Below are 25,900 nucleotides of genomic sequence, written 5' to 3'. Positions count from 1 at the left end.
GCTCGTGACAATTGCAATACGCTTCTCCACACGTTCCGATGTGGGACTGGTTCGCGCAAACAACCAGGACTCAGCATTCGCTGGTGAGCGGCTCCTACTCGTCTCAGACGGTATGGGCGGACACGCAGGAGGAGACGTCGCGTCTGCACTGTGTGTCGCCTCAATAGCCCCGCTCAACAACGAGTCATTCACCACCAGTGACATGCTCGAACGCCTCGGTGACGCTATCGAACGCGCACGCATAGACCTCGTCCAGCAAGCACGCGCACACGCAACCCTCTCCGGCATGGGCACCACCGTGACCGGGCTGCTGCTCTGCGAAAACAAGCTTGCCATGGCACACATGGGTGACTCCCGCGGCTACCTGCTACGCGACGGAAAACTCATTCAGGTCACCAAAGACCACACCTTCGTGCAACACCTCGTTGACACCGGAAAAATCACCGAAGAAGAAGCCGAAACCCACCCGCAACGCTCCGTCGTCATGCGGGTCCTAGGTGACTTCGAACTCGACCTCATCCCAGACCTCTCCATCCGTGAAGCACGCCCCGGCGACCGCTGGCTACTCTGCTCAGATGGACTCTCAGGCTTTGTCCGGTTTGAAACCATGGAACAAACCCTACGAGACGTCGCAGACCTCGAACTATGCAGCGAATACCTCATTCAGCTTGCTTTGCAAGGCGGCGGCAGCGACAACATCACCTGCATCGTCGCAGACGTGATTGACACGCCAGATGAGCAAGACGACGACACCCAGCCATCTGGACGCAAACAGCTCGTAGCAACCGCAGTCGGATCAGTCGCATACGGTGACAACATTCCCGATGCTCTCGACGCAACTGGGGAATCCTCCGATTCCATCACCTTGCTGAAAAGCGCACACGAGCGAGTCAACGCTGTCATATCTGACGCTATCGCCTTAAAAAATGGGCGCAAAGTCGAAGAGCCCACAACTGCGACAGGCAGCCTCGCGTTAGGCAACCCCACACGAAAAGTTGCCCCCATCAACGATGACGACGACCTACCCGTAGCTGTTACAGAACCACCAGCAAAGAAGCGTCGCGTAGGACGAGCAATCTTCAACACCTTCTTGGTGTTACTCCTGCTCGGCGGTGCCGGATATGGCGCCTACCATTGGGGTTCGCACCAGTACTTTATTGGTGTACACGACGGAAAAATCGCCATTTTCAATGGTTTCCCGCAATCAGTAGGCCCAGTTAACCTGTCATCAACAGTCGAAGTGTCAAACATCGACCCCGACGACCTTGACCCCTATGCCAAAAACCAAGTGTATTCAACGATCCGCGCGTCCTCTCTCGACAACGCTCAAGACCGCATTGAAGAGTTCCGTATAGAGATCGAACAACGCAAGGCCGAAGAAGCCGCTGCCCTCGCAGAAAAAGAAGCCGCTGCACAGGCTGCTGAAGAGGCTGCACGCAAAGCCGAAGAAGAAAAAGCCGCGCAAGAAGCTGCCGCGCAAGCAGAAAAAGAAAAAGCACAACCAGAAGCCGAATCTAAGACTTCATCGGGTGGGAACTGACTTTATGGCATTGATTGAGCCGGACAAAGTCCGGACGCATCGCGGGAGCGAGCTCTTCCTTATTTTGCTCGCCCTGTTCCTTGGCGTATTCGCGTACGGAAACGTCTCATTAGCAGTAAACGAAGCCCTACCAGGCAACTTCTACATGTTTTCTTTTGCGATGGCAGCAATCGCCATCGTCGTGCACATGATTGTGCGGAAAACAGCACCTTATGCAGATCCGCTGCTCATCCCAATCGCGTTAGCTTTGAACACTATCGGGCTAGCAATGATTTATCGCATCGATTTAGCGAGAGATACCTCCCTCGCCGAACGACAATTGATGTGGACTGCCGTAGGTGTAGCGGCAGCATGTGCAGTACTTATTTTCTTGAAAGACCACCGCGTATTACGCCGGTACGCATACGTTGCAATGATCGCTGGTCTTGCTCTTGCACTCACGCCGCTCATCCCTGGGCTAGGCGCAACCATCAACGGTGCACGAATCTGGATTCAGGTCGGCCCGTTCTCCCTACAGCCTGCAGAGTTTTCAAAACTTCTTTTAGCTGTTTTCTTTGCCGCATATCTTGTTGATAACCGCGATCGCCTCGCAGTTGGAGGCCCCAAAATAGCGGGCATCCACTTGCCGAGAATGCGCGACTTTGGCCCACTGATTCTTGTATGGATTGGTGCGCTTGGAGTGCTGATCTCCCAACGTGACCTTGGAACATCGCTCCTGTTCTTCGGGCTGTTCGTGGCGATGCTCTACCTTGCAACGGAACGCACAAGCTGGATCGTCATCGGTGGAATCATGTTCACCGCTGGAGCAGCGGGTGCAATTATGAAGTTCTCCCACGTCCAGCAGCGTTTCGATGGCTGGCTACATGCCATGGATCCCGAGGTTTATAACAAAGTTGGTGGTTCTGGCCAGCTTGTTTTGGGTCTCTTCGGTATGGCTAACGGTGGGCTTTTCGGAACAGGCTGGGGCGAAGGCCGACCTTTCAGTGTGCCGTTCTCCTTCTCAGACTTCATTTTCCCTTCACTTGGCGAAGAACTCGGCCTTACCGGAATATTTGCGGTCCTCACCTTGTACATGCTGTTTGTGCACCGCGGATTCCGTATCGCGTTGAGCACACGTGACGGCTTCGGCAAGCTCCTTGCTGGTGGTATTGCTTTCCTTATCGCATGGCAGTGCTTCGTCGTCATCGGCGGAGTAACTCGACTTATTCCATTGACTGGTCTGACCACTCCGTTCTTGGCGTACGGTGGTTCTTCACTGCTCGCCAACTGGATTATTGTCGGCTTGTTATTGCGTATTTCAGACAATGCGCGCCGCCCTGTTCCGCTACCTTTGCGCAGCGCAGGGCAAGCAGAACTTGCAGAACCAGAAGACGACGAACCTGTCGTCCGAAGAAAATCAACACGTGGCGCTGGATATCAAGCGCAAAGCCACGCGGCAAGCGAACTCGACACAGCAGGGCAAGCACGTGTGCAACAACAGGATGCTGCTGGCACAGAAGTTATTGACCCTTCTGCGTTAAATATTTCTGAACCACAAGGTGACAACTCTGCGACAGAAGCACACAACTTTTATGACCTGTCGCAGCCTTCAACCGCGAATCAGCCCAGTGTGCCGCAGCCTCCCCAACCAAGTAGACGAGCAGAGCGCACTGACCTGCCGCCTTCATTTGGCCCATCCGGCCCATCAGCTCCCACACCGCACTCAGGTGCACACATGATCCCGCCACAACCGCCACGCACAGATAACAAGGAGGACCAGCAGTGAATAAGCCTCTTCGTCGCCTGTCTGCCGTTGCGCTTTTTATGTTCCTTGCACTCTTTGTGGCTTCAACGTGGATCCAATATGTTAAAGCTTCTGAGCTGAACGCCGACCCTCGAAATAGCCGCACCCTTTACCGTGAATTTGGTATCAACCGTGGCCCAATCATTGTTGAAGGTAACGAAGTTGCTGTTTCGGACCCAGTAAAAACCTCGTTCAAGTATCAGCGTGTGTACAACGACGGTCCTCTCTACGCGCCGGTAACTGGCTATTACTCAATCGTGTATGGACGCACAGGCATTGAAAGTGCTTCCAACGAATACCTCAACGGAACATCTGACTCCCTATGGTGGAACCGTCTTGAACACCTCATCACCGGAGCAGACCCACAAGGCTCAGCAGTTACGTTGACATTGAACGAAAAGGCACAAAAAGCCGCTTACGATGCGCTCGGAAATCAGCGTGGTGCTGCCGTCGCTATAGACGTAAAAACTGGAGCAATTCTCGCGCTTGTTTCTAAACCTTCATATGACCCTAACGAGCTTGCCAGCCACGATTCCGGTGACGTCGTTGCCATGTACAAGGAGCTCAACGCAGACAAGGACCGCCCACTCGTCAACCGCGCAATAAGCGGTGACACATACCCACCCGGTTCTGTTTTTAAACTTGTCACAGCAGCTGCGGCCCTAGAGAACGGCATGTCCTCTCAGGAAAGCCTCGAAGCGCCAACTCAATACACTCTGCCTGGCACGTCAACAAAATTAAACAACTTCGGTGGCGCAACATGCTCCCCTAGTGGAAAAATTTCCCTCGCTGACGCTATTCGCATCTCCTGCAACACGAGCTTCGCGATTCTCGGTAACGAACTAGGCGAAGAAGCCCTCGCAAAGCAGTCACAAAAATTCGGGTTTGATGAAGACCTCAGTATCCCGTTGACTGTCACACCAAGCCGCTACCCTACGGGACAAAACGAAGCACAAATCGCATTGTCTGCTATCGGTCAGCAGGACGTTCGTGTCACTCCTTTGCAGGTTGCGATGATCTCTGCGAGCATCGCAAACGATGGCAAGATGATGCAACCGTATCTTGTTGACTCAGTTCGCACCCCAGACTTGCGGGTTGTTGCAGAGACGAAACCCGACGAAATTGGTAAACCAATTTCGGAGCAGACCGCACGCGAACTCACCGGAATGATGGTGTCAGTCGTCGAATCAGGTACCGGCCAAGGCGCTCAAATCCCAGGAGTGAGCGTTGCAGGTAAAACCGGAACCGCTGAAACCGGCAACGATAAAAACCCTCACGCATGGTTTACCGCATTCGCACCAGCAAACGACCCTCAAGTTGCTGTTGCTGTCATCGTCGAAAATGGTGGTTCTGCAGGTAGCGAGGCTACTGGTGGCCGCGTTGCAGCTCCTATCGCCAAGGCAATCATCTCTGCGGTGATCGACAAATGAAACCACAGCCAGGGCTAGCGCTCGGCAGCCGCTACCGTTTAGTGCGCCAAATCGCTGTTGGCGGTATGGGCGAGGTATGGGTTGCTAAAGATGAATCCCTAGCACGTGACATCGCCATCAAAGTCTTAAAAGAAGAGTTTGTTGGCAACAGTGACTTCCTTAATAGGTTTCGAGTAGAAGCCCGAAACGCGGCATCCCTGTCACACGCGCATATCGCACAGCTCTACGACTACGGCGAGCAAGACAACTCGGCATACCTTGTCATGGAGCTGGTCAGCGGCGAGCCGATGTCTGACTTGCTGGAACGCGAGCCTGTATTAAACACGGGAAAACTGTTACATCTTTTGGCGCAAACATCTCGGGCTTTGCACGCCGCGCACGTCGGCGGCGTTGTGCACCGCGATATTAAACCTGGCAACATCATCATTGAACACACTGGTGACGTAAAAATCACCGACTTTGGTGTGTCACTTGCAGCCAACCAAATCCCGATGACTGCTGCCGGCATGGTCATGGGAACCGCACAGTATCTTTCTCCTGAGCAGGCTGTCGGTAAGCCAGCCACTGGTGTTTCTGATATTTACGCGTTGGGCGTTGTAGCCTATGAGGCAATCGCTGGAAACCGTCCCTTTACCGGTAAAACCCCAGTGGATATTGCTGTCGCACATGTTAACCAGCCGGTTCCTCCACTACCCAAAAATACGCATCCAGAACTTGATGCCGTTGTGATGCGGATGCTTGCAAAAGATCCGTTAGAGCGTCCTCGTTCTGGGGCTGCGCTTGCTCACACGTTTGAAACGTTAGCTCAGAAAATTGCTGAGAATCCTTGGCCTCATGCTGTGCGCTCCCCGCACGGACGTCGAGCAGAGTCTGCTTCCCCGTCTGGATTTTTGTCGGAAGATACCGGCCCAAGACTTACACGGCGCTCTTCACCGGGCGAAAGTTCTCCTCGACCTGCTGCACAGCATGGCGCTCCTGCTCCGCAGCAACGCGCGGCTTCTCCTGAGTGGGCGCCTAATCCTCCAGAGCCTTCGCGTCACGAGGTGGGCGGTGCCCGACGCGCCGAAGCGCCAGTTCAAGGTCGTGCGCAACAGCCAGCTGCTCAGCCCGTAGATATGCATGGTACCCGCGTCTTTCCACCGATTGTCGACGATCGAACACCACCAGGTGCGCCTTCTCACGAGGGTGGCCAACGTGCGTCGTCCGCACATTCACAATGGTCCCCTTCTAGCACTTCCCCCGGACAGCAGCCCTCTCAACATAATGTGCGGACTGGAACACCTCATGCGTCTTCGAGTTATGTTTCATCCGGTCATAGTCAAGGGCAGCAACGACAAAATTCACCAATAAGAGACGAAAAGTCCTCATTCTCGTCTCATTCTCAGCGAACTTCACACAATCTCTCTCTTATTGACCGTGTGAAATCGCTAGGATGGTTCACGCTGCTACTTATCGGCGTCATCGCATTTGTTTTGTTTGCTACATCAATTAAAGCGATTGTGAGCGAAGGGCACAGCACGGGGTTTCCAACCCCTGTAAGCATGAAAAATTCAACAGTACAATTCATTTCAGTGCCATCTGTGGCACTCGAAGTGGGAGAACGACGCAACACGTCTGGGTTTTCCCAGCCAGTTGCCCAACTAGTTAAGGACGCGAAGTGGTAAACCCCGTCCCCCGCACGCTTGCGGGCCGTTACGAGGTCGGTGAACTCATCGGCCGTGGAGGCATGGCCGAAGTTCACATTGGCCACGATAACCGTCTTGGTCGTACGGTCGCAATCAAAATCCTACGGTCCGATTTGGCTAGGGACCCGTCGTTCCAGGCCCGATTCCGGCGTGAAGCGCAAGCTGCTGCGTCCTTAAACCACCCTGCCATTGTTGCCGTGTATGACACGGGTGAAGACACGCACACTGAAGCCACGGGTGCGGTCTCTCACATTCCATTCATTGTTATGGAATACGTAGAAGGCCACACTGTTCGTGACATTTTGCGTGACGGCAACGCGGTGCCTATTGAAGAGGCAATAGAGATTACATCTGGGGTGCTTTCCGCACTCGAATACTCTCACCATGCCGGTATTGTGCACCGTGACATTAAGCCAGCCAACGTCATGTTGACCCCTAACGGCGCTGTTAAGGTCATGGACTTTGGTATTGCGCGAGCAGTTGCTGATTCAGCTGCCACGATGACTCAAACGCACGCAGTAATTGGCACAGCGCAGTATCTATCTCCTGAGCAGGCTCGTGGAGAAACTGTTGATACTCGTTCTGACCTGTATTCCACGGGTTGTTTACTGTATGAACTGTTAACTGGACGTCCACCGTTCACTGGTGATTCTCCGGTAGCGGTGGCTTACCAGCATGTTCGTGAACTTGCGGCGCCGCCTAGCACTGTCGCACCAGATGTCCCACACGTTCTTGACCAGATCACGTTGATGGCCCTGGCTAAGGACCGCAACGAGCGTTATTCGACTGCGGCTGAGTTCCGCGCTGCACTTGAGGCAGCTGCACGTGGCGAAATGACTGAAGCTACCGCAGCGTTTGCTGCGATTCCAGCAGCAAATGACCCACAAGCAACGCAGATCATTCCGCAGCACTCTCCTGCAACGCAGGCAATTCCTTCGTTTGCGGCAGGCGCTGCCGCTGCAGGGGCAGCTCAAGCAACTCCGTGGCAGCAGTCCCCGTCTCGTGCAGATCTGTTTGAGAACAACGAAGAAGAAGACGAGAAGGACAGTAAGAAAAAACTTATTTGGACTCTTGTCACAGTAGGTATCGTCGCGCTGCTCGCAATTATTGCTTTTGCGATGCTTAACGGCGATAAAGAGCCCCCTATCGAAACGCTCACGGTCCCTTCAATGGCGGGACTCACCGAAGAAGAAGCTGTTGCATTGTTGAAAGAAAAGGGCTTCACCGAAACACCGGTGATTAACCAAGAACGCAGCAATGACGTCGATGCTGGCATCTTTACCCGCTCTAACCCTGACAGCGGCTCGTCTGCACCGGCAGACGCAGAAATCCAATTGTGGTTCTCAACTGGCCCAGATGCCGTCGAGGTTCCTGACGTTGTCAACATGACGCAAGAAGAAGCACGTGACGCTTTAGATAAAGTTGGTCTTGGTGTTGCTTCTGTGAAGTCAATTTCTAGTGCGACTGTTGAAAAAGACAAAGTTGTACGCAGCGACCCTGAACCCGGCAAGCAGGTTGCTGTCGGCCGCGATGTGATCTTGTATGTCGCCGACGGGTTTGCCTCAGTTCCAGATGTTGTTGGAAAAACCGAATCTGAAGCAGAAAAAATCCTTGAGGATGCTGGTTTACAAGCTAACTTTGAAGAAGAAGAATCTTCTGAAGTTGAAGCAGGTAAAGTCATCCGCCAATCACCTACTGCAGGGTCAAGCCTGGAGCAAGGCAAGGACGTCACGGTAATCATTGCGAAAGAGGCTGAGCCTGAGCCTGTCACTCTCAGAGACCTGACCGGGTGGTCGTACGAGGACGCAGCCAACGAGATCAACCGCCTCGGTGGTGAAGTTGACGAGAACCTGCGCGAACTCAACGACAACCAGATTCCTGAAGGAAACGTAATTCGAACGATTCCTGGCCCAGGAACGCCAATCTATGAAGGTGACACTGTTACCTTGTACATTTCCCTTGGGCCTATCGGCCAAAGTGACCCAACGGATCCGGGCACTGGTGGTGGAGACCTAGGCGGCGGTGAAGAAGGCGAAGGCTGATCAGTCACCCATATAAACACTGAAGGGGTGGTTGCGTAGATACTCTACGCAACCACCCCTTCAACTTTTTAACGCCATGTGTCGCTCTGTACGGCCCGTAAAACGTCCATCTAGGCCGCTTGCATAAGTTATTACTTTAGGCGCGCACGAGCGGCGCTAGGCCCGTTGAACGCGATACCGCTTGGGTGTCGCCGCATAATTCCAACCAGTTAGCGAGCAGACGATGGCCGCCTTCAGTTAATACTGATTCTGGATGGAACTGCACGCCGTGCAAAGGCAAGGTTTCATGTTGCAGACCCATAATGATTGGGCCTGACTGCGAGTCGACGTGTGCTGTCACAACGAGTTCAGCGGGCACGGTTTCAGTTACTACGGCCAAAGAGTGGTAACGGGTCGCTGTAAATGGTGTTGGCAGGCCAGCAAAGACTCCTGCTTGCTCATGTGTGACTTGGCTTGTTTTTCCGTGCATAAGTTCAGGCGCGTGAGTGACTGTCGCACCAAACACTTCGCCTAAGGCTTGGTGTCCTAAGCACACTCCAAGCATGGGTGTTCCAGTCTCGGCGCATTCGCGAATGACCTGTATTGATTGACCTGCATCTTCTGGAGTACCCGGTCCTGGGGATATCAAGATACCGTCGTACTGCTCACGGTCTGCTAGCGGCGGTACGTGATCGTTACGTACGACAACTGTTTCTGCGCCTAGCTGGTTGAGGTAGCCGACAATCGTGTACACAAATGAGTCGTAGTTGTCGACGACAAGGATCTTGGTCATGGTTCCTACTGTAATAGTCGGGGCGCGTTGCTGCCTTCAAGGTGTCAGTTAGCGGTTATTCCCACACTGCGGTGTTTTCTGGAACGTGAGCGTATTTCAGTGTTGAGAGGTTGGTTGCGGCAGGCATTGTAATGTCGTCGAGAATTTCGCTTTCCCAGCCTAGCCCGGCCCCAATCACATATTGTTTGTACAGTTGGATGGGTTCTGATTCTTCTATTGCAGCAGACATAGAGTCTGCGTTGCCTATTGCCTCTACAACGTATGGCGGGGAATACACTTGCCCATGCAGGAGGAGCACGTTACCCACGCATTTAAAAGCGGTGAGTGGGGTGACTCGTTGTCCTTGTAGCGTCATTGCTTCTGCACCACCAGCCCACAAAGCGTTGATAACAGATTGTAGGTCTTGTTGGTGGACGACGAGATCGTCTGGCGTGAACTTTTCTAGGTTCCACGTTTCAGGTGGCGCGTCGTTGAGGGCAACTTTCATGCCAGGGCCGTGTACAGGAGTCATTCCAGACGAAATACCCGAAGATTCTTGCACTCTTTTAGGGAGGCTTGGGATTTCGATGTTCTGTTTCTCTGTTTGTTCGTCGATGCTGCGTTGCAGTTCGGCGTTTTGGGCGAGCACATCGTCTTGACGGGCTACTTCAATACGGACGAGGTCTGCAAGATCTTCAGGGTCTCTGCCTGATTTGTCTTTGTTGATGTCACGCGAGGCAGCGAACATGACAGCAGAAAGCGCCACGACAATAGCAATTGATACTACTTGCCTTACTGAAGATCGCTTTTTTTGTGCTTTTTCTGCCATAATCCAGTCCGAGAGTACCTACAAATGGGCCCAGCCACTAGGCTAGTGCACATCGCGTTGTTTTAACATCGACAGGAGTCGGAAAGTGCCTGAATCAAAGTCACGCAAGAAGAAGGTTGTAGAAACTGGTGCTACCGAAACCGCGCCACAACCACGCAAAATTGAGGGAAACCCAAGTTGGCTTGTACCCACGATGGTTACTTTGCTGATCCTCGGTGTCGTGTGGGTAGTTGTCTACTATTTGACTTCTTCGCGCTGGGGCCTGCCGATTCCTGCACTGGGACAGTGGAACCTTGCTGTTGGTTTCGCGCTCATGCTTGGCGGCCTTGGTCTTGCTACTCGCTGGCGGTAAGCATCATTAGTTTTACAAAGGGGGTTTCGCCTGATCAGGCGAAACCCCCTTTGTGTTGTCACATAGGTGATTGTCGAACATGCGTTTGATCCCGTGATTAACCCACAGACTTGTCAACATGTTGATAGGGGTTGTGCACACCTTTAATCGTGTTTTCCACATAACCACACACAGTTATGCACAAGGCTGTCCACAGGTGTGCATAACTACATTCGTGTGATTCCCCGATAAAACTAGGCGAGTTTCAACAGGGTTACAGCAATCAAAATCAACGCAACACCTACAGAAGCACCAACCGCAAACTTTGTTCTGTTTTCTTTCGGTGCTTTGACATATGCAAGGCTCAACAACAAACCAACAATCAATCCACCAAAGTGCCCCTGCCATGACACATTCGGCACAATAAAGCTGATAGCAACGTTGATACCGATCAGCACATAAATCGATCTAATCTCTGCACCAATTTTTCGCGCCACTGGAATAAGAGCGCCGAACAAACCAAAAATTGCTCCAGAAGCCCCAACCGTTGGAGTATTCCATGACACACTCAACGGCGCAGACAACAACAACACCATGACATTGCCACCCACAGCCGCCAACAAGTAAAGCGTCACAAAGCGCCAACGGCCCAGAATGAATTCCAACTGTGAACCGACTATCCACAAGGCAGCCATGTTCAACAAAATATGGAAAATCTGATTAGGCGAATGCAGAAAAGCCCCGGTAATAAAACGCCACGGCTCAGACTCAGCCCTCGCTGGAGCGAACGCATACTTCGATGTAAAACCATCCCAGCCCAACGCCATTTGAGCCACATACGCGACAACACACAAACCAATAAAGGTCAACGTCGCAACAGGCCTTCCGGTGCGCACCCGCCCACCAGCAATAGTCATCTGCGGACGAATATTACGCGCACCCTCCCGCACACACTGCGTGCACTGCACACCAACGGCAGCCTGATGCGTGCAATCCGGGCAGATAGGGTCGCCACACCGTTGACAGCGCACATACGTGACACGATCAGGGTGGTTCTTACACACCGGAACGTTTTGAGGCTGAGCGCCGCTACCAAACTGAGGCTCTGACACTGTGCATCCAATCAACGAAACTACAGACAACAACAAAGCATAAACGCAGAAAAGCTATACCTACATAAACAAATGGCCGGGCACAATTGTGCCCGGCCATAAGGTATTACATCAGTCTTCGATCGTCACAGAGTTAATTACAATGTCTTCAACTGGACGGTCACCAGGGCGAGTGCGAGTGGTAGCGATAGCATCCACAACAGCTTTTGAAGCCTCATCAGCAACCTCACCAAAAATGGTGTGCTTGCCGTTCAACCATGTCGTTGCATCAACAGTAAGGAAGAACTGAGAACCATTTGTTCCAGCAGGCTGCCCAGTGATCGGGCTCATACGCTTACCCGCATTTGCCATAGCCAACAGGTATGGCTTGTTGAAGGAAAGCTCTGGGTGAATCTCGTCGTTAAAGGTGTAGCCTGGTCCGCCAGTACCTGTTCCGAGAGGGCATCCACCCTGGATCATGAAGTTTGAGATAACACGGTGAAAAATCAAACCATCGTAGAACGGCTTGTTGCTTTCTTCACCCGTCTTAGGGTCTGTCCATGTTTTAGTTCCCTGAGCCAAACCCGTGAAGTTTTCAACGGTCTTTGGCGCATGGTTAGGGAACAGTTCAATTCGAATGTCACCAGCTGTGGTGTGCAGGGTTGCAAACATAACTTCATTCTTCCATGAAGGTGCAACTAGAACGGAACTAGTTTCGTTAACAGAATAAGAAAAGCACAAAATCAGCACCATCTATTCCCCCCACCAAAAGACGAAGCATCACTATAAACGCGCAGATTATTCCAAGCGTGAAACCTCAAGAAAAGTCTTTGAGACCGGGTGATTCTGAGTGCAATGATGCATGTGAAGTGGCAAAGTTGTGTACAGCACAAATAACTCTGAAGGAGAACTCCATGTCTGAACCACATAAGAAGTTCGCTAAGGCTACGGAAAAGATCGATGCCGAGAAACTAAAGGACCAGGCATCAGAGGTAGCCGCTGTACTATCTGAAGGTGCCGCACAGGCATCTGACTACGCACATATTTTCGCAGCAAAAGCCCGTGAAGCTGCCACCCAAGCCCGCGACTGGGGCACCCCACGCGTTGAAGCATTTGTTGAATGGGCAGCACCACGCCTCGAACAAGCGTGGAACGACACCCTCGTCGCCACAGCCCCCAAAGTAGAAAAAGCAGCGGAAAAAGTTACACCCGCCATCGACACAGCCCACGACAAACTCGTTGATGAACTACTTCCTAAACTCGTTGCAAGCTTCAACGAAGCAGCCGAGCGAGCCAGCTCCACAGCAACCGACCTCGTCGATAAAAGCGCTGAAGTACTCAACTCAGATGCCGTCAGCAAAGGGCTCGCCGGCGCTTCTGCCTCCGCTGCAACAGTTGCCGCAGCAGCAGCCGCCACCCAAAGCAAACGCGCTTCACGCAAGTCTGCAAAACAAGCAGAAAAACTTGCGCAATCCATTGAAAAAGCATCCAAAAAATCTCCTGTTTCACTTGCAGATGCTGCAGCTAAAGCAGAAAAATCAGCAAAGAAATCAGGAAAAGGCTGGTGGATTGTTGGTGGTGTAGCAGCAGCAGGCGGTGCCTACATTTTGTGGCGTCGCTCCCAACCCACAACAGACCCTTGGGCTGAGCCGTGGGAACAAGAAGACCAAAACCTACGTTTCTCCGACATGGTTGATGACACCAAGTTTGCGTTAGGCGAAGCTGCTGAATCACTCGGCGAAGCTGCCGGAGCAACAGTTGCAAAAAGCCGAGAAATCGGCGAAAAGGTAGCCGACTCCGCGAAAGAAGCCTCCGAAGAAATCAAAGAAACTGCGGAAGAGCTCAAAGAAAAAACAGCAGAAAAAATCGCGGAAGCCAAAAAGACAGCTCGAAAAACAACTGAACGTGCACGCTCGGCTGTAAAAAAGCCAGCAGAAGGCAGTGCACAATCAACTGAATCCGCAGATACTGCAGACGAAGAAAAACCAACCGACGAAAAACCCGAAAACTAAGAAGTTTTGGGTTGGCACTCGTGCGAGAGCACCAACCCAAAACTACCTCTCGTCCGCGACTCACGACTTCGCAGACAATACGTGTGGCTCCGCACACCCGAATTTGTGGAGCCACACTAGGAACCACTCACCGTGATCCCACAAGCCAGCCAGTACTTCGCGTGTGCATACGTGCACTGGCTGCCTGTCCAATTACACCGCGTGAGGGAAGGCGCACGCGGTGAAAGAGACGCACATACATGCATCTGGTTAATAGAGCAGACGGGGTCTTTCTACTTTCTATCCGTCATGCTGCAAGCCATAGGTTTGTTGTTCCACCTTTAGTGTGTTGCCATTCCTCTGGGCGTCCACCTGCCACTGCACAATTGCCGATCCAATAGGTTACGTCTGGAGACCAGCCCGCGAGCATCGTCGAACCACCTGCAACTTGCAATCGTCGTGTAGCAGTCTCTAAATATCCGGCGGTTGTCAGGTGTACCGCCTCATATTCTTTAGCGATAAGCCCCCAGTGAGGAATAAACCACTCATCGCTCACACCTGTTACGCGATACCAGTCATGCAAACGTGAACGAGTCATCCGAAGCGGGTATTTCTCCACTAAATTCACGTAATCTTGGGCCGTGGCGATTTCGAGAACTCGGCATGGTCCGATCAGCGAAATGGGATAAGAAACCGCATAATCAGCGTTGATTTGGTCCTCTTGCGCCCATAAAGCAACAGGCCCAAGTTCCCCTAATACTTGTGTGGTCGCTGGGATAGAAGGATGTGCGGGGGTGCTCCACCACATGCCCGTGTAGTTGGCTTGTGGGTCAGGAATAAAGTCTTGGGAGTGCAGTTCTTCTGCCAGTGCTGCCTGATACCACTGACGAATACCTGCACCTGCCTGCCATGAGGCATTGGAATCAAGATCCATTCCTTCTGGGTCTTGGATTCGTCGCTGGCCAGGTGCCATTGGAGAGGTCCACCAGGTGGGGCATAGTGGTGCAAGAATTGCGGCTAACGGCCGTAGGGCAGCAACTATTGAGGGATGCGCAAGAAGTTCATCTTCGGTGTCTGGCGCTTGCCAGTACATGGCACGAGACACTGATTCGCGCAGTGCGAGCAGGAGTTCAAACTCATCTGGTGGAGACTGCTCAATTTGCGCGGTCGAACGAGCAAGTTCAACGACGATGCGAGCTCGTCCGCCAGAATCAAGTTCATTCATGACGTTAGCGAACATCAGTTCTTCGAGCTTTTCATTGCGGGCGCAGGCAAGTTCCAGAATGAGCCGACGACCACGTGGCCCCGACAGTAACTGGTTAGGGAAGATCCCGTTCATCCAATTCGCCTTTCTGGTGACTTGTTTTCGAACCGAGGTTATATGTGTGGGGGTGAAGCACGTGCTAGAGAATTTCTAGCGTGCGGCTCGGCGGGTACTCGAGTCCGCGTTTTGTGTTCTGCGGGGAGAGCACAAAGTAAGAGATCTTTCAGCCGCCACATTAGTACCTTTCAGATGGAAAGACTTCAAAAAGGTGAGCGCTCCCCATCTGCCTCATAGTGGAGTTCTCACCACGGCATTTCCTTTTCGTTTCCCTGCTTGTGATGAGAACGTGGGGTGGGGGTCACACATAGAATCAGGAGAACTGATGCGTTTAGGACAAAAATCAGCAAACAAGCGAAACCTTATAGGGATCCTTGTTGCCCTCACCGCTTTAGGTGGAATTTCGGCATGTGCAAATGATGCTGATTCAGCGCAAGCCAACGGAACAGCGCAAAGCGCTGGCGAAAACACACAAGAAGATTCCAGCAAGGATGAGCACGCTGGAAAATCAGACACAGAAAAGTCTGACGATAAGCAAAGCGGCAAAGACGGCAGCCCAGGCGACAACGCACACGAAGATCACTCAGCACATGAATCTGGTGATGATTTTTCGAAGGGCGGAAAGTGCACTGACGGTCAAGATGTAGTTGTCTACACCTCGAACACTACGCCTAAGATAACGGGCAACTGCGGCTCTGTACGCATTGAAGGTACAGGCATTAAAGGCACTGTTGAGTCAGCCCAATCCGTTGCTGTACGTGGCGAGAAGAACACCATTTCTGGCGCAGAATGGGGAACGGTCATTGTTGAAGGTGTGGGCATTAAAGTCACACCTAAAAAAGCTCAGGGCATTGAAGTGAACGGTAAAGACGTCACTGTTGATGCAGGAACAGTGACAACGATTTCGACTGCTGGAGAAAGCCTGACAACCACTGTTGACAAGGCAACTTCCGTACGAATTACTGGCATTAAGCAAATCTTCACTGCTGACAGCATCGATGGAGAGTTACATGTTGCTGGTGATGACAACACGGTGACGTGGAAGTCCGGCATTAAGGAAGCCAACACTACTGAAGGCAAGGGCAACGAGTTTAAGCGTTAAACCACAGGCATAAAAGAAGGGGGTGTGGCTTACTGCCACACCCCCTGTGTGTTAGGAATGAAACAAATCGGTATGTTTCGCTCCTGATCAAGGCGTTACACCTAATGTGAGCCGCCGCCCACAAACAAAGGTGAAACGATAGAAGCCGCAATCGCAAACATGATGAGTGCAACGAATGAATCAAGCACTTGCCATGATTTTGGTCGGGCAAAGAATGGTTGAAGGTACCGCGAACCGAGCCCCAAGGAAACGAACCAGACAAGCGAAGCCAGCATTGCTCCGGTTCCGAATGCCCATTTTTGTCCTTCATAGCCTGTTGCGATAGATCCCATCAACACAATTGTGTCGAGGTATACGTGTGGGTTGAGGAAGGTAACCGCTAGTGCACCTCCGATAACGCCGAGCAGTGGCTTACGTGCCGACCGTGATTCTGCGTCCATTGCCGCTGGTCTAATCGCGCGGCGCAGAGCTTGCAGTCCGTAAAAAATGAGGAAAGCGCCGCCAAAAACACGCATCACGTTAACAAGCCACGGCACTTGTTCCACGATGGTGCCGAATCCGGCAATTCCGAACCCCATAAGCATCCAGTCCGAGACCACACACACCGCAATAACGGGTACAACGTGACGACGCGTTAGTCCTTGTCTCAGGACGAATGCATTTTGGGCTCCGATCGCTGCAATAAGCGAAATCCCGAAGCCAAAGCCTGCAGCGGCTACCGAAAAACTGAACACAGATTTAAGGTAGTGATCCGGCTATTCTTAGTACAGTTAACTTTTCTGAACTTAATTAAGGATTGCTTCATATGCGTGTTGATCTTGGGCATCTTGAAGTGTTGTTGACTGTGGTCGATGAAGGCTCATTTGATGGCGCTGCGGCAACCTTACGAGTAAGCCCATCCGCCGTTAGCCAGCGCATAAAAGCCTTAGAGCACCAAGCCGGACAGGTGCTTTTACGACGGACAAAACCTGTTTCTGCAACCGATGCCGCAGTGCCATATTTGCAGGCAGCACGCCAAATCCGTGCGGTTGTAGAGCAAACGATTCACTATGTGCCACATGAGCAAAACACGCTGCCCACTATCCCCTTAGCAGCGAACTCTGACTCTCTCGAAACGTGGCTTATTCCTGCTCTTGGATCAGTAAAAGATGTTGCCCGATTTCAGCTATTTCGCGACGATCAGGATCACACAGCTGATCTTTTGCGGGCAGGCACCGTTATGGCTGGAATCACATCAACTCAAGAACCCGTACAGGGATGCGAATCACACCGCCTAGGAATAATGCGTTATTTACCAATTTCTTCTATTGATTTTGCAAAGGAATGGTTTAAACAAGGAATAGTGGAACACAGCTTCGCACATGCTCCTGTTTTACTTTTTGATCGGAAAGATTCTCTACAGAATGCATATTTACGCAATCTCGACTTCCCTCATTTAACCCCTCCCCGAAATTACATACCGTCAAATGGCGCCTTTTTAGAAGCCATTAAGCAAGACTTAGGGTGGGGCATGATCCCTGAAGTTCAAGTCGTTGATTCCCTTGAATCTGGAGAACTTATGCATTTAGGTGGGCACATTGATGTCACCTTATATTGGCAACAATGGAAGCTTTCCAGCGAACCTCTTGATGCATTACGACAAGCAGTTTCTGAAGCCGCAGCATACTCCTTACGCATTGCTTAACTCCAACTTAAGTTGGTTATTACAAAAATCACTGCCTTTTACGTAATTTCCCATTTACTATAAAGACACCAAGGCTGATCAGGCCTTTTTATATGTGGAGGATCTATGCGCGTAGTGCATTCAAAGGCGCACTTTCGATTACTTGCTGTTTCTACAGCACTATCTTTAGGAATTTCTGGAATTGCAGTAGCAGCGCAAGCCGCACCTACGCAAACCATAAAAGTTTCTGCACAAACAAGTGCTCCAGTTGTAGAAGTCGAAGGAACTCTTCGCAAAGCGATTATTGATCGCCAACCAGATGTCTCTGGCTCCGCTACAGTGCACGCGCATGAGGACAACCCTGACGATGTTTTGTACGGCATTCAAGTTGACGACACAATCGTTCCAGTCACCGACACACAAAACGAGCTTGCAGACATTCCAACGGGAGCTGAAGTAACTGCAACCATCGCAGTTCCAGACAAGATAAAAGCAAAGGTTGGCATCGGTTCCGGTTCAACCATCGACAGCAACGATGCCTCGTCGCTTGCTGAAAAATCCTCGGATCCTTTCGAGATTGAATCCATACAGACACAAAAGGTGCCAGCACGTGCGCTGCGTTCACGCGCGCACAATGTCTATGTTGCTGTTGCGACACCTAATGATGCTGCTAAAACGGGAATGAACAAGGTTCCAAGCAGCACCCACATTCGTTCCGTCATCAAAGAAGCGGAAACATATTGGTCTCGCGAATCAAAAAACGTAGTGAAAAGCCTTCCCGTCAAGGCAATCAAGCCACTTTCACTTAATCGAGTAACCACGACTCAGCTGTGTAACTACGACGACCCGTTTGGTATTTGGGACGAGGCAGCGCGTCAATGGCCAAGCGTTGATTTCAATTCTGATGCACACCTCATCGTTGTTACTGCACCGTGCAAAGAGTACGCAGCGTTAGGTGTCGCAGCAGTTGGTGAAGGTATCAACAGTGGAGGGCCCATCCTCCTCACCGATGTAACCTCCGAAACCCTTATTCACGAGCTTGGCCACAATTATTCGCTTGGCCACTCAAACATTGAATCTGTTGTTCGCGGTACGCCTTCGTATGAGTATGCAGGATTCTTTAGCCCAATGGCTGGGGGTGGCCTTGAAGGAAAAACTCCTGCACTCGATGTGGGCTACCAGCACAAGCTCGGTTTTCTGCCATCAAACCAGATCACCTCAGTTTTGGGAACAAAAACGGTGAACTTAGCGCCGGTGTCGGCAAGTTCCGGTGTTCGCGCTGCGACCTTCGTTGACCCTGCTTCGGGCGATCGTGTTTATGTTGAATACCGCAACCTTGCTGGTTCAGACAACAATGCTTTCTACCGTGATGGTTTCGTGTTGAATGCAAACAATACGAGCGTGCGCAACGGTAAAGGTATCCGGGTGTACGCACTCGACAACCGTGACCCGTACGGTCTCACCTACAACGACGTGAACACGTTTTATCAGCCTGCGCCTGCTGGTACCGGCTACGACATGATCACTACGTTGCAGCCTAAAAACTCAGTAACAAGCCCAACCAAATCTTTCAAGGTTACTGCAGGGAACTCAAGCGCTAATAGCGCTGCAGTTACTATTACGGTTGCTAAAACAACCCCTGCGGTAAAGGCTTCTTCTGCAAAGAGTTACTACGGTACTTCTGCAAGCGTTCAAGCGACTGTCACCTCTAAGGTTCCTGCATCGGGCACGCTAGATGCTTACGTTGGCAGCAAGAAGGTAGGTTCGGCGAAGATTGCGGCTAAGGCAGGGGCTCAAAAAGTAACTGTTAAGTTATCGAAGTCACTGGCTGTAGGTAAGAACAAGGTTTCTCTTCGTGTGCCAGCGAATGCGGCCTTTAACGCAGCTTCTACAACCACTACGGTTGCTGTAAGCACTGCGCGGCCAAAAGTTTCGGTGAAGGTGTCTAACTCGTATTGGAAGCACAAGCCTAAAGCTACGATTTCAGTAAAGTCAGGCATTGCACCTTCTGGAAAAGCCACAGTCTATGTTGATGGCAAAAAATACAAGACCGTCACAGTTAAAAAGGGTAAAGCCGGCGTTGCTTTGTCGTCGAAGTTAAAGAAGGGAAAGCACTCGATCAAGGTGTCTTTCTCACAGACGAAAACCCATAAGAGTGCGTCTACAACATCGTCGTTTAAGGTAACCCACAAAAAGGGTAAAGTGACCGGGTTTAAGAGCGGCACTCAAAAGGTGAAGTATGGGAAGAAGTATTCCGATACTTTTACGGTCAATAACACTGCTGTGTTGCAAAAGAAGTCTGGTTCTTCATGGAAAACGGTGAAGAAACTCAAGGCTGGTAAGCACACGATCAGTTACTCGGCTAAAGCGGGTAAGGCTACAGCGACATACCGCATCCGTATTGCAACGACTAGCTCGGTAAAGGGCACGACGACGAAATCGGCTACGTTCAAGTCTGTGCGCTAACCGCAACTTCGCTAGACACACAGTGAGGGGCACGAATCAGTTTTGATTCGTGCCCCTCACTCGTGAAGGCTTATTTGCTGAAGAGGCGGGAGAAGAAGTTTCCTTCGCTTGCGCTCTGTTCACCTTCGTGCCCGTTGCACCACTGTGATGCTGGCACTGAAGCTTTTACTGATGCGACGTGTTGTCCGCATCCTGCCCATGTAGTTTTTCCACAGCTTTTGCATGAAACTGGACGGCACATTTTTTGTTTCCTAACTTTGTTGTTTATTTATGCTTGTGAGTGTGTGAGGATGCCGGCGGCTTTGTCGCCCAGCCACGCGGAGAGGCTAAGCATTCCACCAGAGAGGGTTGCGGAGTCGAATCCTTCTTGGTCAAGGATTCGGTGCGCAAGGTATGAGCGCATACCGGAGTGGCACATCACGCGCACTGGGCGGCCTGCTGCTAGTTCTTTGACTTCGTCGAGACGTTCGCGCAGTTCTGTGTGTGCGATGTTGATGGCGCCTGGAACGTGTCGGCCTGCGAATTCTCCTGGGCCGCGTACGTCTAGTAAGAGCGCTGAGTCACGTACGTCATCGAGTTCGTGTGGGTACCACAGGGTGACTGCACCGTTCATGACGTTGTCGCCCATCATGCCGGCTAGGTTGACTGGGTCTTTTGCTTGGCCGAATGGTGGGGAGTATGACAGGTCTAGGTCGATGAGGTCTGAGATGGTGAGGCCACCACGAATCGCTGTTGCGATAACGTCAATGCGTTTGTCTGCACCGTCTTTTGCTGCGGCTTGGGCGCCGAGCAGTCGTCCTGTTTCTTGTTCAAAGTGGACGACGAGTGCAATGTTTTCAGCGCCGGGGAAGTATCCTGCGTGGTTGAGCGGGTGCAGGTGAACGGAGTGGTGTTTGATGCCTGCGGCTTGGATGTCGCGGCTGTTTGCTCCGGTCATTGCGATGGCGTATTCGCCGACGCGCACGATGGCTGTTGCTTTGGGTTGTGGCAGGCTGCGCGCGGTTTCTGGGTTGAAGATGTAGTCGGCGACGAGTCGTCCGGCTCGGTTTGCTGGTCCGGCGAGTGCTACTGGCCTACGTGTTCCGGTGGTTGCGTGGGTGGAGACTGTGGCGTCTCCTACTGCGTAGATGTGTGGCTGGTTGGTACGTCCGTGTTCGTCGGTGATGATTGCGCCGCGGTCTGTTGTGATTCCTGCGTGTGCGAATACGTCGGTGTCTGGTTTGACGCCTGCGGATAGGACGATGAGGTCTGCGTCGATGCGGGTGCCGTCGCTGAGGACGACGGTGTCGTGGCTGTCGTGGTGTTCGATTTCTTTGGCTGCTACTCCGGCGCGGACTGTCATGCCTAGGCGTTGTAGTTCTTGGGTTGCGATTGTTGCTAGTTCTGCTTCGAGTGGTGGCAGTACGTGCGGTGCGAGTTCAACCACGGTTACGTTGAGGTTTTGGTGCGCGAGGGCTTCGGCTGCTTCTAGTCCGATGAAGCCGGCTCCGAGCACTACTGCGTTTTTGGCGCCTTGTTGGACGATGTTTCGCATGTCGATGGCGTCTGGGACGGTGCGTAGTGTTTTGACGCGTGGTGTTTGGTCGATTCCTACGATGGGTGGTGTTGCTGCGATTCCGCCGGGGGCGAGGACGAGTGCGTCGTAGGTGAGTGTGTATGGCCCCTCTGGTCCGTTAACGTTGACGGTTTTCGTGTTTGGGTCGAGTGCGGTGACTGCTGAGTGGGTGCGCACGTCGAGGTTGAGGGATGCTTTGAGTGATTGTGGGGTTTGGACTTGGAGTTTGTCGGCGGTTTGGATTTCTCCGCCGACGTAGTAGGGCAGTCCGCAGTTTGCGAAGGAGACTTCTGCGCCGCGTTCTAGGACGATGATTTCGGTGTTTTCGGCGAGGCGGCGTGCTCGTGCTGCGGAGCTCATGCCACCTGCGACTCCGCCAACGATGACGAGGCGGTCGATGGTGTTGGGCGATGTGTTGGTCATGTTTTCTCCAGTGATGTGGTCTCTATCCACTTCCCAATATACCCCCGGGGGTATATTCTGGATACTAGATTTAGATCACAACATGGCATCGAGTCAAGCCCGTGACGCAAACACAGACGTCACAGCCTGATTAATCCTGTAACAATTACGAAAGAACACAACGCGCCAACACGCATCACCCCCATACAACGCATCGCACAACATGCCTGTATCCGCGCAAGCGAAAGGACCCCTCATGGACTACGAATCCCCCGAAGCAGCTGCCGCCCGCAAACGCATCGTCAACCGGCTCAAACGAGCCAACGGGCAACTAACAGCACTTATTGCAAACCTTGAGGGCGGGGCAGGATGCAAAGACGTTGTAACACAACTTTCTGCCGTGTCATCAGCGTTAGATAAAGCCGGTTTCGCAATCATTTCTTCTGCAATGAAAGACTGCGTCATGGATCCTGAAGGCGGCCTCAACCCTGACGGCGAACAAGGCAGCAACCAAGGCTTAACCCTTGACGAACTTGAAAAGCTCTTTTTGACGCTGTCGTAACCTCGCACCCAAAAGTCAACGATTGGCCACCTGCACGTAACTTCGCAGTGATATAAACGTGGCAGAAACACTTCTTTTCGAGGTTAGGAAAACGCTGTGAGCACAACTCAACCCACTGTTTTATTCGTGTGCGTACACAACGCGGGACGTTCACAAATGGCCGCTGGCTTTTTGCGAGCGCTTGCTGGGGATAAGGTCCGCGTGTTCTCAGCGGGTTCGGCACCTAAAGATGCGATTAACCCTGCCGCGCAAGAGGCGATGGCTGAGGTTGGCATCGATATTAGTCAGGCGATTCCGACTCGTCTGAGTGATGCGACCGTTCAGGAATCTGATGTGGTTATTACGATGGGGTGCGGCGATGCGTGTCCGTTCTACCCGGGTAAGCGTTATGAGGATTGGGTTTTGGAGGATCCTGCCGGTAAGTCTGTTGAGGCGGTTCGCCCGATCCGCGATGAGATTAAAGCGCGCGTTGAGGAACTTATTGCGTCTTTGGTGTAGTTCTACACCGGCGCGTTTCATACAGGCACGGGGTTGGCATGTTTAGGCATGCCAACCCCGTGCTGTTGTGTTTATTCAAAATGGTCTGCGATGCAAAACTGGTTTCCGTCTGGGTCTTCTAGGACGTCCCATTGGAATGACAGTTCTTCGCCGCGTGTTGCAATATGTTTGGCGCCGCTTGCTACAAATGCTGCGACGAGGCCTGTGCGTCCGCCTTCACTGTCATTCGCTGTGAGGTCGAAGTGTGCTTTGTTTTTTCCTGGGGTGGGGTCGGAAACTTGTTGAAATCCGAGGACGATTGGCCCTCCTGTGACCATGCAGTATTCTCCGTCGTATTCGTCAACTAGTTTGCCGTCGAGTTGCTCTGCCCACCATGCAGCTAGTGCACGCGCATTTGCACTGTCGAGGGTGACCATTCCTAATCGCGCCATGTCTCCTCCAAGAGATTTCCACCTCCCACGCTCCTATGCGTGGGTTCATTGTGAGCCTACATCTCTTATCTGACACTTTCCTCAAAACCATCAGGTCAGGGCGAGCATGGTGATGGTTGTTGCTGCTACGAGGACCCAGAGTAGTGCGCCGAGGAGCAGTGGTCGTGTTCCGTTTGTTTTCATGACGGCGAAATGTGTTTGTAGGCCGATTGCGCTCATTGCGGCTGCGATAAGGAATGTGGATAGTGCGCTGGCTGGTGCCACGATGCCGTCTGGGATGAGTCCTGTGGAGTTTATTGCGACGACGACGAGGAATAGTCCTAAAAATTTTGGTATGAGTCGTGCTTTGTGTGCGATTTTTTGGGGTAGTGCACGTAGTTTTTGTTGTGTGGTTGTCGCGTGTATTGTCGTGGTCCCGTGTGTGTTCGTGGTGTGGTGCTTTTCTTTGTGGGTGTGCTGCTCGGTTGCGCGGGCTTCCTTGGCTGCTAGGGCCATGCTTATGGGCACGATCATGATGGTGCGCACGAGTTTTACGACTATGGCGACGTTTATTGCTGTGATTCCGAAGGCGGCGGCTGTGGCGACAACTGATGAGGTGTCGTTGACTGCGGTGCCAGCGAAGATGCCGAATTGGGTGGCGTCGTAGTTCAGTAGTTGACCGATGATGGGGTAGGCGATGAGTGCAGCGATGTTGAAAATAAACACGACTGATACCGCGTATGAGATTTCGACTGCGGTTGCCCCGATTATGGGGGCGATGGTTGCGATTGCGGTTGCTCCGCAGATTCCGGTGCCTACTCCGATGAGGGTGGTGAGTTTGCGTGAGATTTTGAGGATTGGGCCGAGCAGTGTTGCGCCGATGAGGCATACGGCGAGCGTGGTGAGCATGACTGGCAGTGTTGCGAGCCCGAGGGTGGCAACGTCTGTGAGGGATAGCCGAACGCCTAGCAGCACGATGGCTACGTGGAGCAGTGTCGTCGAGACGAAGGTGTAGCTGGGGGTTGACGAAGCGCGGGCTGGGCGTATCGCTGCGATAACCATTCCTAGTCCTAGCGCCCATGGCACTGCGCCTACTGCGGGGGTGTAGCGCCCTAGGATTGTCGCGGTTGCGGCGATAAGTATGGGGGTGGCGACTCCTGTGATGGTGAGGCGTGCGGGTGCGCCTGCTTTTCCTTGTGTCGGCATATTAATTATTGTGTGGTGGCTGCATAGTTCTGGGTAGAGTGCCTAGAATTGATAGGTCACAACTTTTTCTTGTACCCGGTTAGGTGACTTGTGCAGTTCACTCATGTTCCAGATATTTCTGCTTTGTTGATGCTGCGTTCTGTTGTGCATCATGGGAGTTTTTCTGGGGCTGCGCAGGAGTGGGGTGTTTCGCAGCAGGCGGTTTCTGCGCGTATGCGTAGCGTTGAGGGGCTGGTTGGTGCAGAACTTTTTGTTCGTTCACCTCGTGGCACTGCGTTAACGGCGGCTGGGTTGTCGTTGTTGCCTGCTATTGATCGCTTGTTGGAGTCGGCGCATAGTTTGGGGCAGTCGATTGAGGCGTTATCCACAAGCCGTAATGAACATCTTGATATTGGTGCGTCGCAAACGATTGCTGAGCATCTTGTTCCGCAGTGGCTTGTGGCATTAAATGAGGCCGATCAGTCTGGTGCTGCGGTGGCTGTTCATGTTGGAAATTCGCGCGATGTCATTGAGTTGGTGCGCCAGCGTGCTGTGAGTATTGGTTTTGTGGAGACTCCTGATCTGCCGTCGGATCTCAATCATGCGCCGCTGGTGGAGGATGAGTTGGTGTTGGTTGTGCCGCCTAACCATCCGTGGTCTTCTCGCAAGGATTATGTGCTTCTTGACGAGGTTGCCGCGTTGCCGCTGGTGTTGCGTGAGGCTGGGAGTGGTACGCGGAAAACCCTTGAGCGGGCTTTTGCTGAGGCGGGTTTGACGGCACAGGCTCCTGCACTTGAGTTGGGTACGTCTGCTGCGATTCGTTCTGCTGTTTCGGCGGGTATTGCCGCGACGGTTATGAGTTTGCGGGCGGTGAGCGATGATGTTGCGTTGGAGAGGGTGCATGTTGTGCGGTTTGGCCCTACCCCTGTGTCTCGTCCGTTGTCTGCTGTGTGGAGCGGTCAGTTACATCATTTGAGCGCTTCTGCACGGTTGTTGCTTGAGGTTATTGCTCGTTAATTCTTCTTTGTGTGGACGCGTGGATCAGCATCATAAAAAATGCTAAAGAAGTCTTGCTAAAGAGTTCTTTAGCATTTAGTGTGAGGTTATGGACGATCCCACGCCTCACGGCACACAAGCCGGCAGCCTTGCTGATATCACCAACGACCCCACCCGTATCCGTGCACTCGCGCACCCCATCCGGCTCGCACTTTTGGGGTACCTAGGATCAGTCCCACACGCAACAGCAACCGAATGCGCCGAAGC

22 protein-coding genes are annotated in these 25,900 nt (G+C 52.4%); 13 read left to right on the top strand and 9 right to left on the bottom strand.

Annotated elements, in window-relative coordinates; translation table 11 throughout:
- The first annotated feature begins 4 nt into the window (after positions 1-4).
- Genes ACR9EC_RS09855 through pknB form a run of 5 tightly spaced genes read left to right on the top strand, consistent with a single transcriptional unit; the run spans position 5 to position 8,480 of the window.
- Positions 5-1,540 carry a PP2C family protein-serine/threonine phosphatase gene (locus tag ACR9EC_RS09855; RefSeq protein WP_435299060.1) on the top strand — a complete coding sequence of 512 codons (1,536 nt, stop codon included), beginning with the start codon at positions 5-7 and terminating at the stop codon, positions 1,538-1,540.
- On the top strand, positions 1,530-3,305 hold the full coding sequence (locus ACR9EC_RS09850) for an FtsW/RodA/SpoVE family cell cycle protein (protein ID WP_435299059.1): 1,776 nt from the start codon (positions 1,530-1,532) through the stop codon (positions 3,303-3,305). The genes ACR9EC_RS09855 and ACR9EC_RS09850 overlap by 11 nt, the downstream gene beginning before the upstream one ends.
- On the top strand, positions 3,302-4,753 hold the full coding sequence (locus ACR9EC_RS09845; RefSeq protein WP_435299058.1) for a peptidoglycan D,D-transpeptidase FtsI family protein: 1,452 nt from the start codon (positions 3,302-3,304) through the stop codon (positions 4,751-4,753). Before ACR9EC_RS09850 ends, ACR9EC_RS09845 begins: the two co-directional genes overlap by 4 nt.
- A complete protein-coding gene (locus ACR9EC_RS09840) occupies positions 4,750-6,417 on the top strand; it encodes a protein kinase domain-containing protein (protein ID WP_435299057.1) in 1,668 nt (555 codons plus the stop codon). Before ACR9EC_RS09845 ends, ACR9EC_RS09840 begins: the two co-directional genes overlap by 4 nt.
- A complete protein-coding gene (pknB, locus tag ACR9EC_RS09835) occupies positions 6,411-8,480 on the top strand; it encodes a Stk1 family PASTA domain-containing Ser/Thr kinase (RefSeq protein WP_435299056.1) in 2,070 nt (689 codons plus the stop codon). Before ACR9EC_RS09840 ends, pknB begins: the two co-directional genes overlap by 7 nt.
- A gap of 136 nt (positions 8,481-8,616) precedes the next feature.
- On the opposite strand, the gene ACR9EC_RS09830 is transcribed toward pknB, so the two are convergent.
- Both ACR9EC_RS09830 and ACR9EC_RS09825 read right to left on the bottom strand, forming a co-directional pair.
- Positions 8,617-9,252 (bottom strand): aminodeoxychorismate/anthranilate synthase component II, encoded by a 636-nt coding sequence (locus tag ACR9EC_RS09830; RefSeq protein WP_435299055.1) that lies wholly within the window; start codon positions 9,250-9,252, stop codon positions 8,617-8,619.
- Between the two features lie 55 nt (positions 9,253-9,307).
- Positions 9,308-10,060: a DUF881 domain-containing protein gene (locus ACR9EC_RS09825; protein ID WP_435299054.1), complete on the bottom strand. Its 753-nt coding sequence runs from the start codon at positions 10,058-10,060 to the stop codon at positions 9,308-9,310.
- Between the two features lie 85 nt (positions 10,061-10,145).
- On the opposite strand from ACR9EC_RS09825, the gene ACR9EC_RS09820 reads away from it, so the two are divergent.
- Positions 10,146-10,412, top strand: coding sequence for a cell division protein CrgA (locus tag ACR9EC_RS09820; protein ID WP_435299053.1), 267 nt, complete (start codon positions 10,146-10,148; stop codon positions 10,410-10,412).
- A gap of 233 nt (positions 10,413-10,645) precedes the next feature.
- Here the strand turns inward: ACR9EC_RS09820 and ACR9EC_RS09815 are convergent, their stop codons facing one another.
- Complete coding sequence (locus ACR9EC_RS09815; RefSeq protein WP_435299052.1) at positions 10,646-11,503, bottom strand: rhomboid family intramembrane serine protease; 858 nt, start codon at positions 11,501-11,503, stop codon at positions 10,646-10,648.
- A 111-nt stretch (positions 11,504-11,614) separates the two neighbouring features.
- Complete coding sequence (locus ACR9EC_RS09810) at positions 11,615-12,154, bottom strand: peptidylprolyl isomerase (protein WP_435299051.1); 540 nt, start codon at positions 12,152-12,154, stop codon at positions 11,615-11,617.
- Between the two features lie 242 nt (positions 12,155-12,396).
- On the opposite strand from ACR9EC_RS09810, the gene ACR9EC_RS09805 reads away from it, so the two are divergent.
- Complete coding sequence (locus ACR9EC_RS09805) at positions 12,397-13,494, top strand: hypothetical protein (RefSeq protein ID WP_435299050.1); 1,098 nt, start codon at positions 12,397-12,399, stop codon at positions 13,492-13,494.
- Positions 13,495-13,780: 286 nt separating this feature from the next.
- Here the strand turns inward: ACR9EC_RS09805 and ACR9EC_RS09800 are convergent, their stop codons facing one another.
- The gene (locus ACR9EC_RS09800; protein WP_435299049.1) at positions 13,781-14,812 is read right to left on the bottom strand and encodes a hypothetical protein; all 1,032 of its coding nucleotides are present in this window, start codon (positions 14,810-14,812) and stop codon (positions 13,781-13,783) included.
- Positions 14,813-15,119: 307 nt separating this feature from the next.
- Between ACR9EC_RS09800 and ACR9EC_RS09795 the strand changes: the two genes are divergently transcribed.
- Entirely contained in the window at positions 15,120-15,896 is a 777-nt protein-coding gene (locus ACR9EC_RS09795; protein WP_435299048.1) for a DUF3060 domain-containing protein, read from the top strand.
- 101 nt (positions 15,897-15,997) lie between these two features.
- Here the strand turns inward: ACR9EC_RS09795 and ACR9EC_RS09790 are convergent, their stop codons facing one another.
- The gene (locus ACR9EC_RS09790; protein WP_435299047.1) at positions 15,998-16,630 is read right to left on the bottom strand and encodes a LysE/ArgO family amino acid transporter; all 633 of its coding nucleotides are present in this window, start codon (positions 16,628-16,630) and stop codon (positions 15,998-16,000) included.
- Between the two features lie 71 nt (positions 16,631-16,701).
- Here ACR9EC_RS09790 and ACR9EC_RS09785 point away from each other — a divergent pair, with 71 nt between their 5' ends.
- Positions 16,702-17,580 (top strand): LysR family transcriptional regulator ArgP, encoded by an 879-nt coding sequence (locus ACR9EC_RS09785; protein WP_435299046.1) that lies wholly within the window; start codon positions 16,702-16,704, stop codon positions 17,578-17,580.
- A 105-nt stretch (positions 17,581-17,685) separates the two neighbouring features.
- Positions 17,686-20,025, top strand: a complete 2,340-nt coding sequence (locus tag ACR9EC_RS09780) for a hypothetical protein (protein ID WP_435299045.1) — start codon at positions 17,686-17,688, stop codon at positions 20,023-20,025.
- Positions 20,026-20,293: 268 nt separating this feature from the next.
- Here the strand turns inward: ACR9EC_RS09780 and ACR9EC_RS09775 are convergent, their stop codons facing one another.
- Positions 20,294-22,003 carry an FAD-dependent oxidoreductase gene (locus ACR9EC_RS09775; protein ID WP_435299044.1) on the bottom strand — a complete coding sequence of 570 codons (1,710 nt, stop codon included), beginning with the start codon at positions 22,001-22,003 and terminating at the stop codon, positions 20,294-20,296.
- 235 nt (positions 22,004-22,238) lie between these two features.
- Between ACR9EC_RS09775 and ACR9EC_RS09770 the strand changes: the two genes are divergently transcribed.
- Both ACR9EC_RS09770 and ACR9EC_RS09765 read left to right on the top strand, forming a co-directional pair.
- Positions 22,239-22,544 (top strand): metal-sensitive transcriptional regulator, encoded by a 306-nt coding sequence (locus tag ACR9EC_RS09770; RefSeq protein WP_435299043.1) that lies wholly within the window; start codon positions 22,239-22,241, stop codon positions 22,542-22,544.
- A 96-nt stretch (positions 22,545-22,640) separates the two neighbouring features.
- Positions 22,641-23,042: an arsenate reductase ArsC gene (locus ACR9EC_RS09765; RefSeq protein ID WP_435299042.1), complete on the top strand. Its 402-nt coding sequence runs from the start codon at positions 22,641-22,643 to the stop codon at positions 23,040-23,042.
- A 71-nt stretch (positions 23,043-23,113) separates the two neighbouring features.
- Here ACR9EC_RS09765 and ACR9EC_RS09760 read toward each other — a convergent pair whose 3' ends face one another.
- Positions 23,114-23,473: a VOC family protein gene (locus ACR9EC_RS09760; RefSeq protein ID WP_435299041.1), complete on the bottom strand. Its 360-nt coding sequence runs from the start codon at positions 23,471-23,473 to the stop codon at positions 23,114-23,116.
- A 90-nt stretch (positions 23,474-23,563) separates the two neighbouring features.
- A complete protein-coding gene (locus ACR9EC_RS09755; protein ID WP_435299040.1) occupies positions 23,564-24,658 on the bottom strand; it encodes a YeiH family protein in 1,095 nt (364 codons plus the stop codon).
- A gap of 90 nt (positions 24,659-24,748) precedes the next feature.
- On the opposite strand from ACR9EC_RS09755, the gene ACR9EC_RS09750 reads away from it, so the two are divergent.
- Complete coding sequence (locus ACR9EC_RS09750) at positions 24,749-25,654, top strand: LysR family transcriptional regulator (protein ID WP_435299039.1); 906 nt, start codon at positions 24,749-24,751, stop codon at positions 25,652-25,654.
- Positions 25,655-25,900: the final 246 nt, after the last annotated feature.

It is taken from the genome of Timonella sp. A28 (genome assembly GCF_051200815.1).
Lineage (GTDB): Bacteria > Actinomycetota > Actinomycetes > Actinomycetales > Cellulomonadaceae > Timonella.
This window is presented reverse-complemented; position numbering and strand designations above follow the sequence as displayed.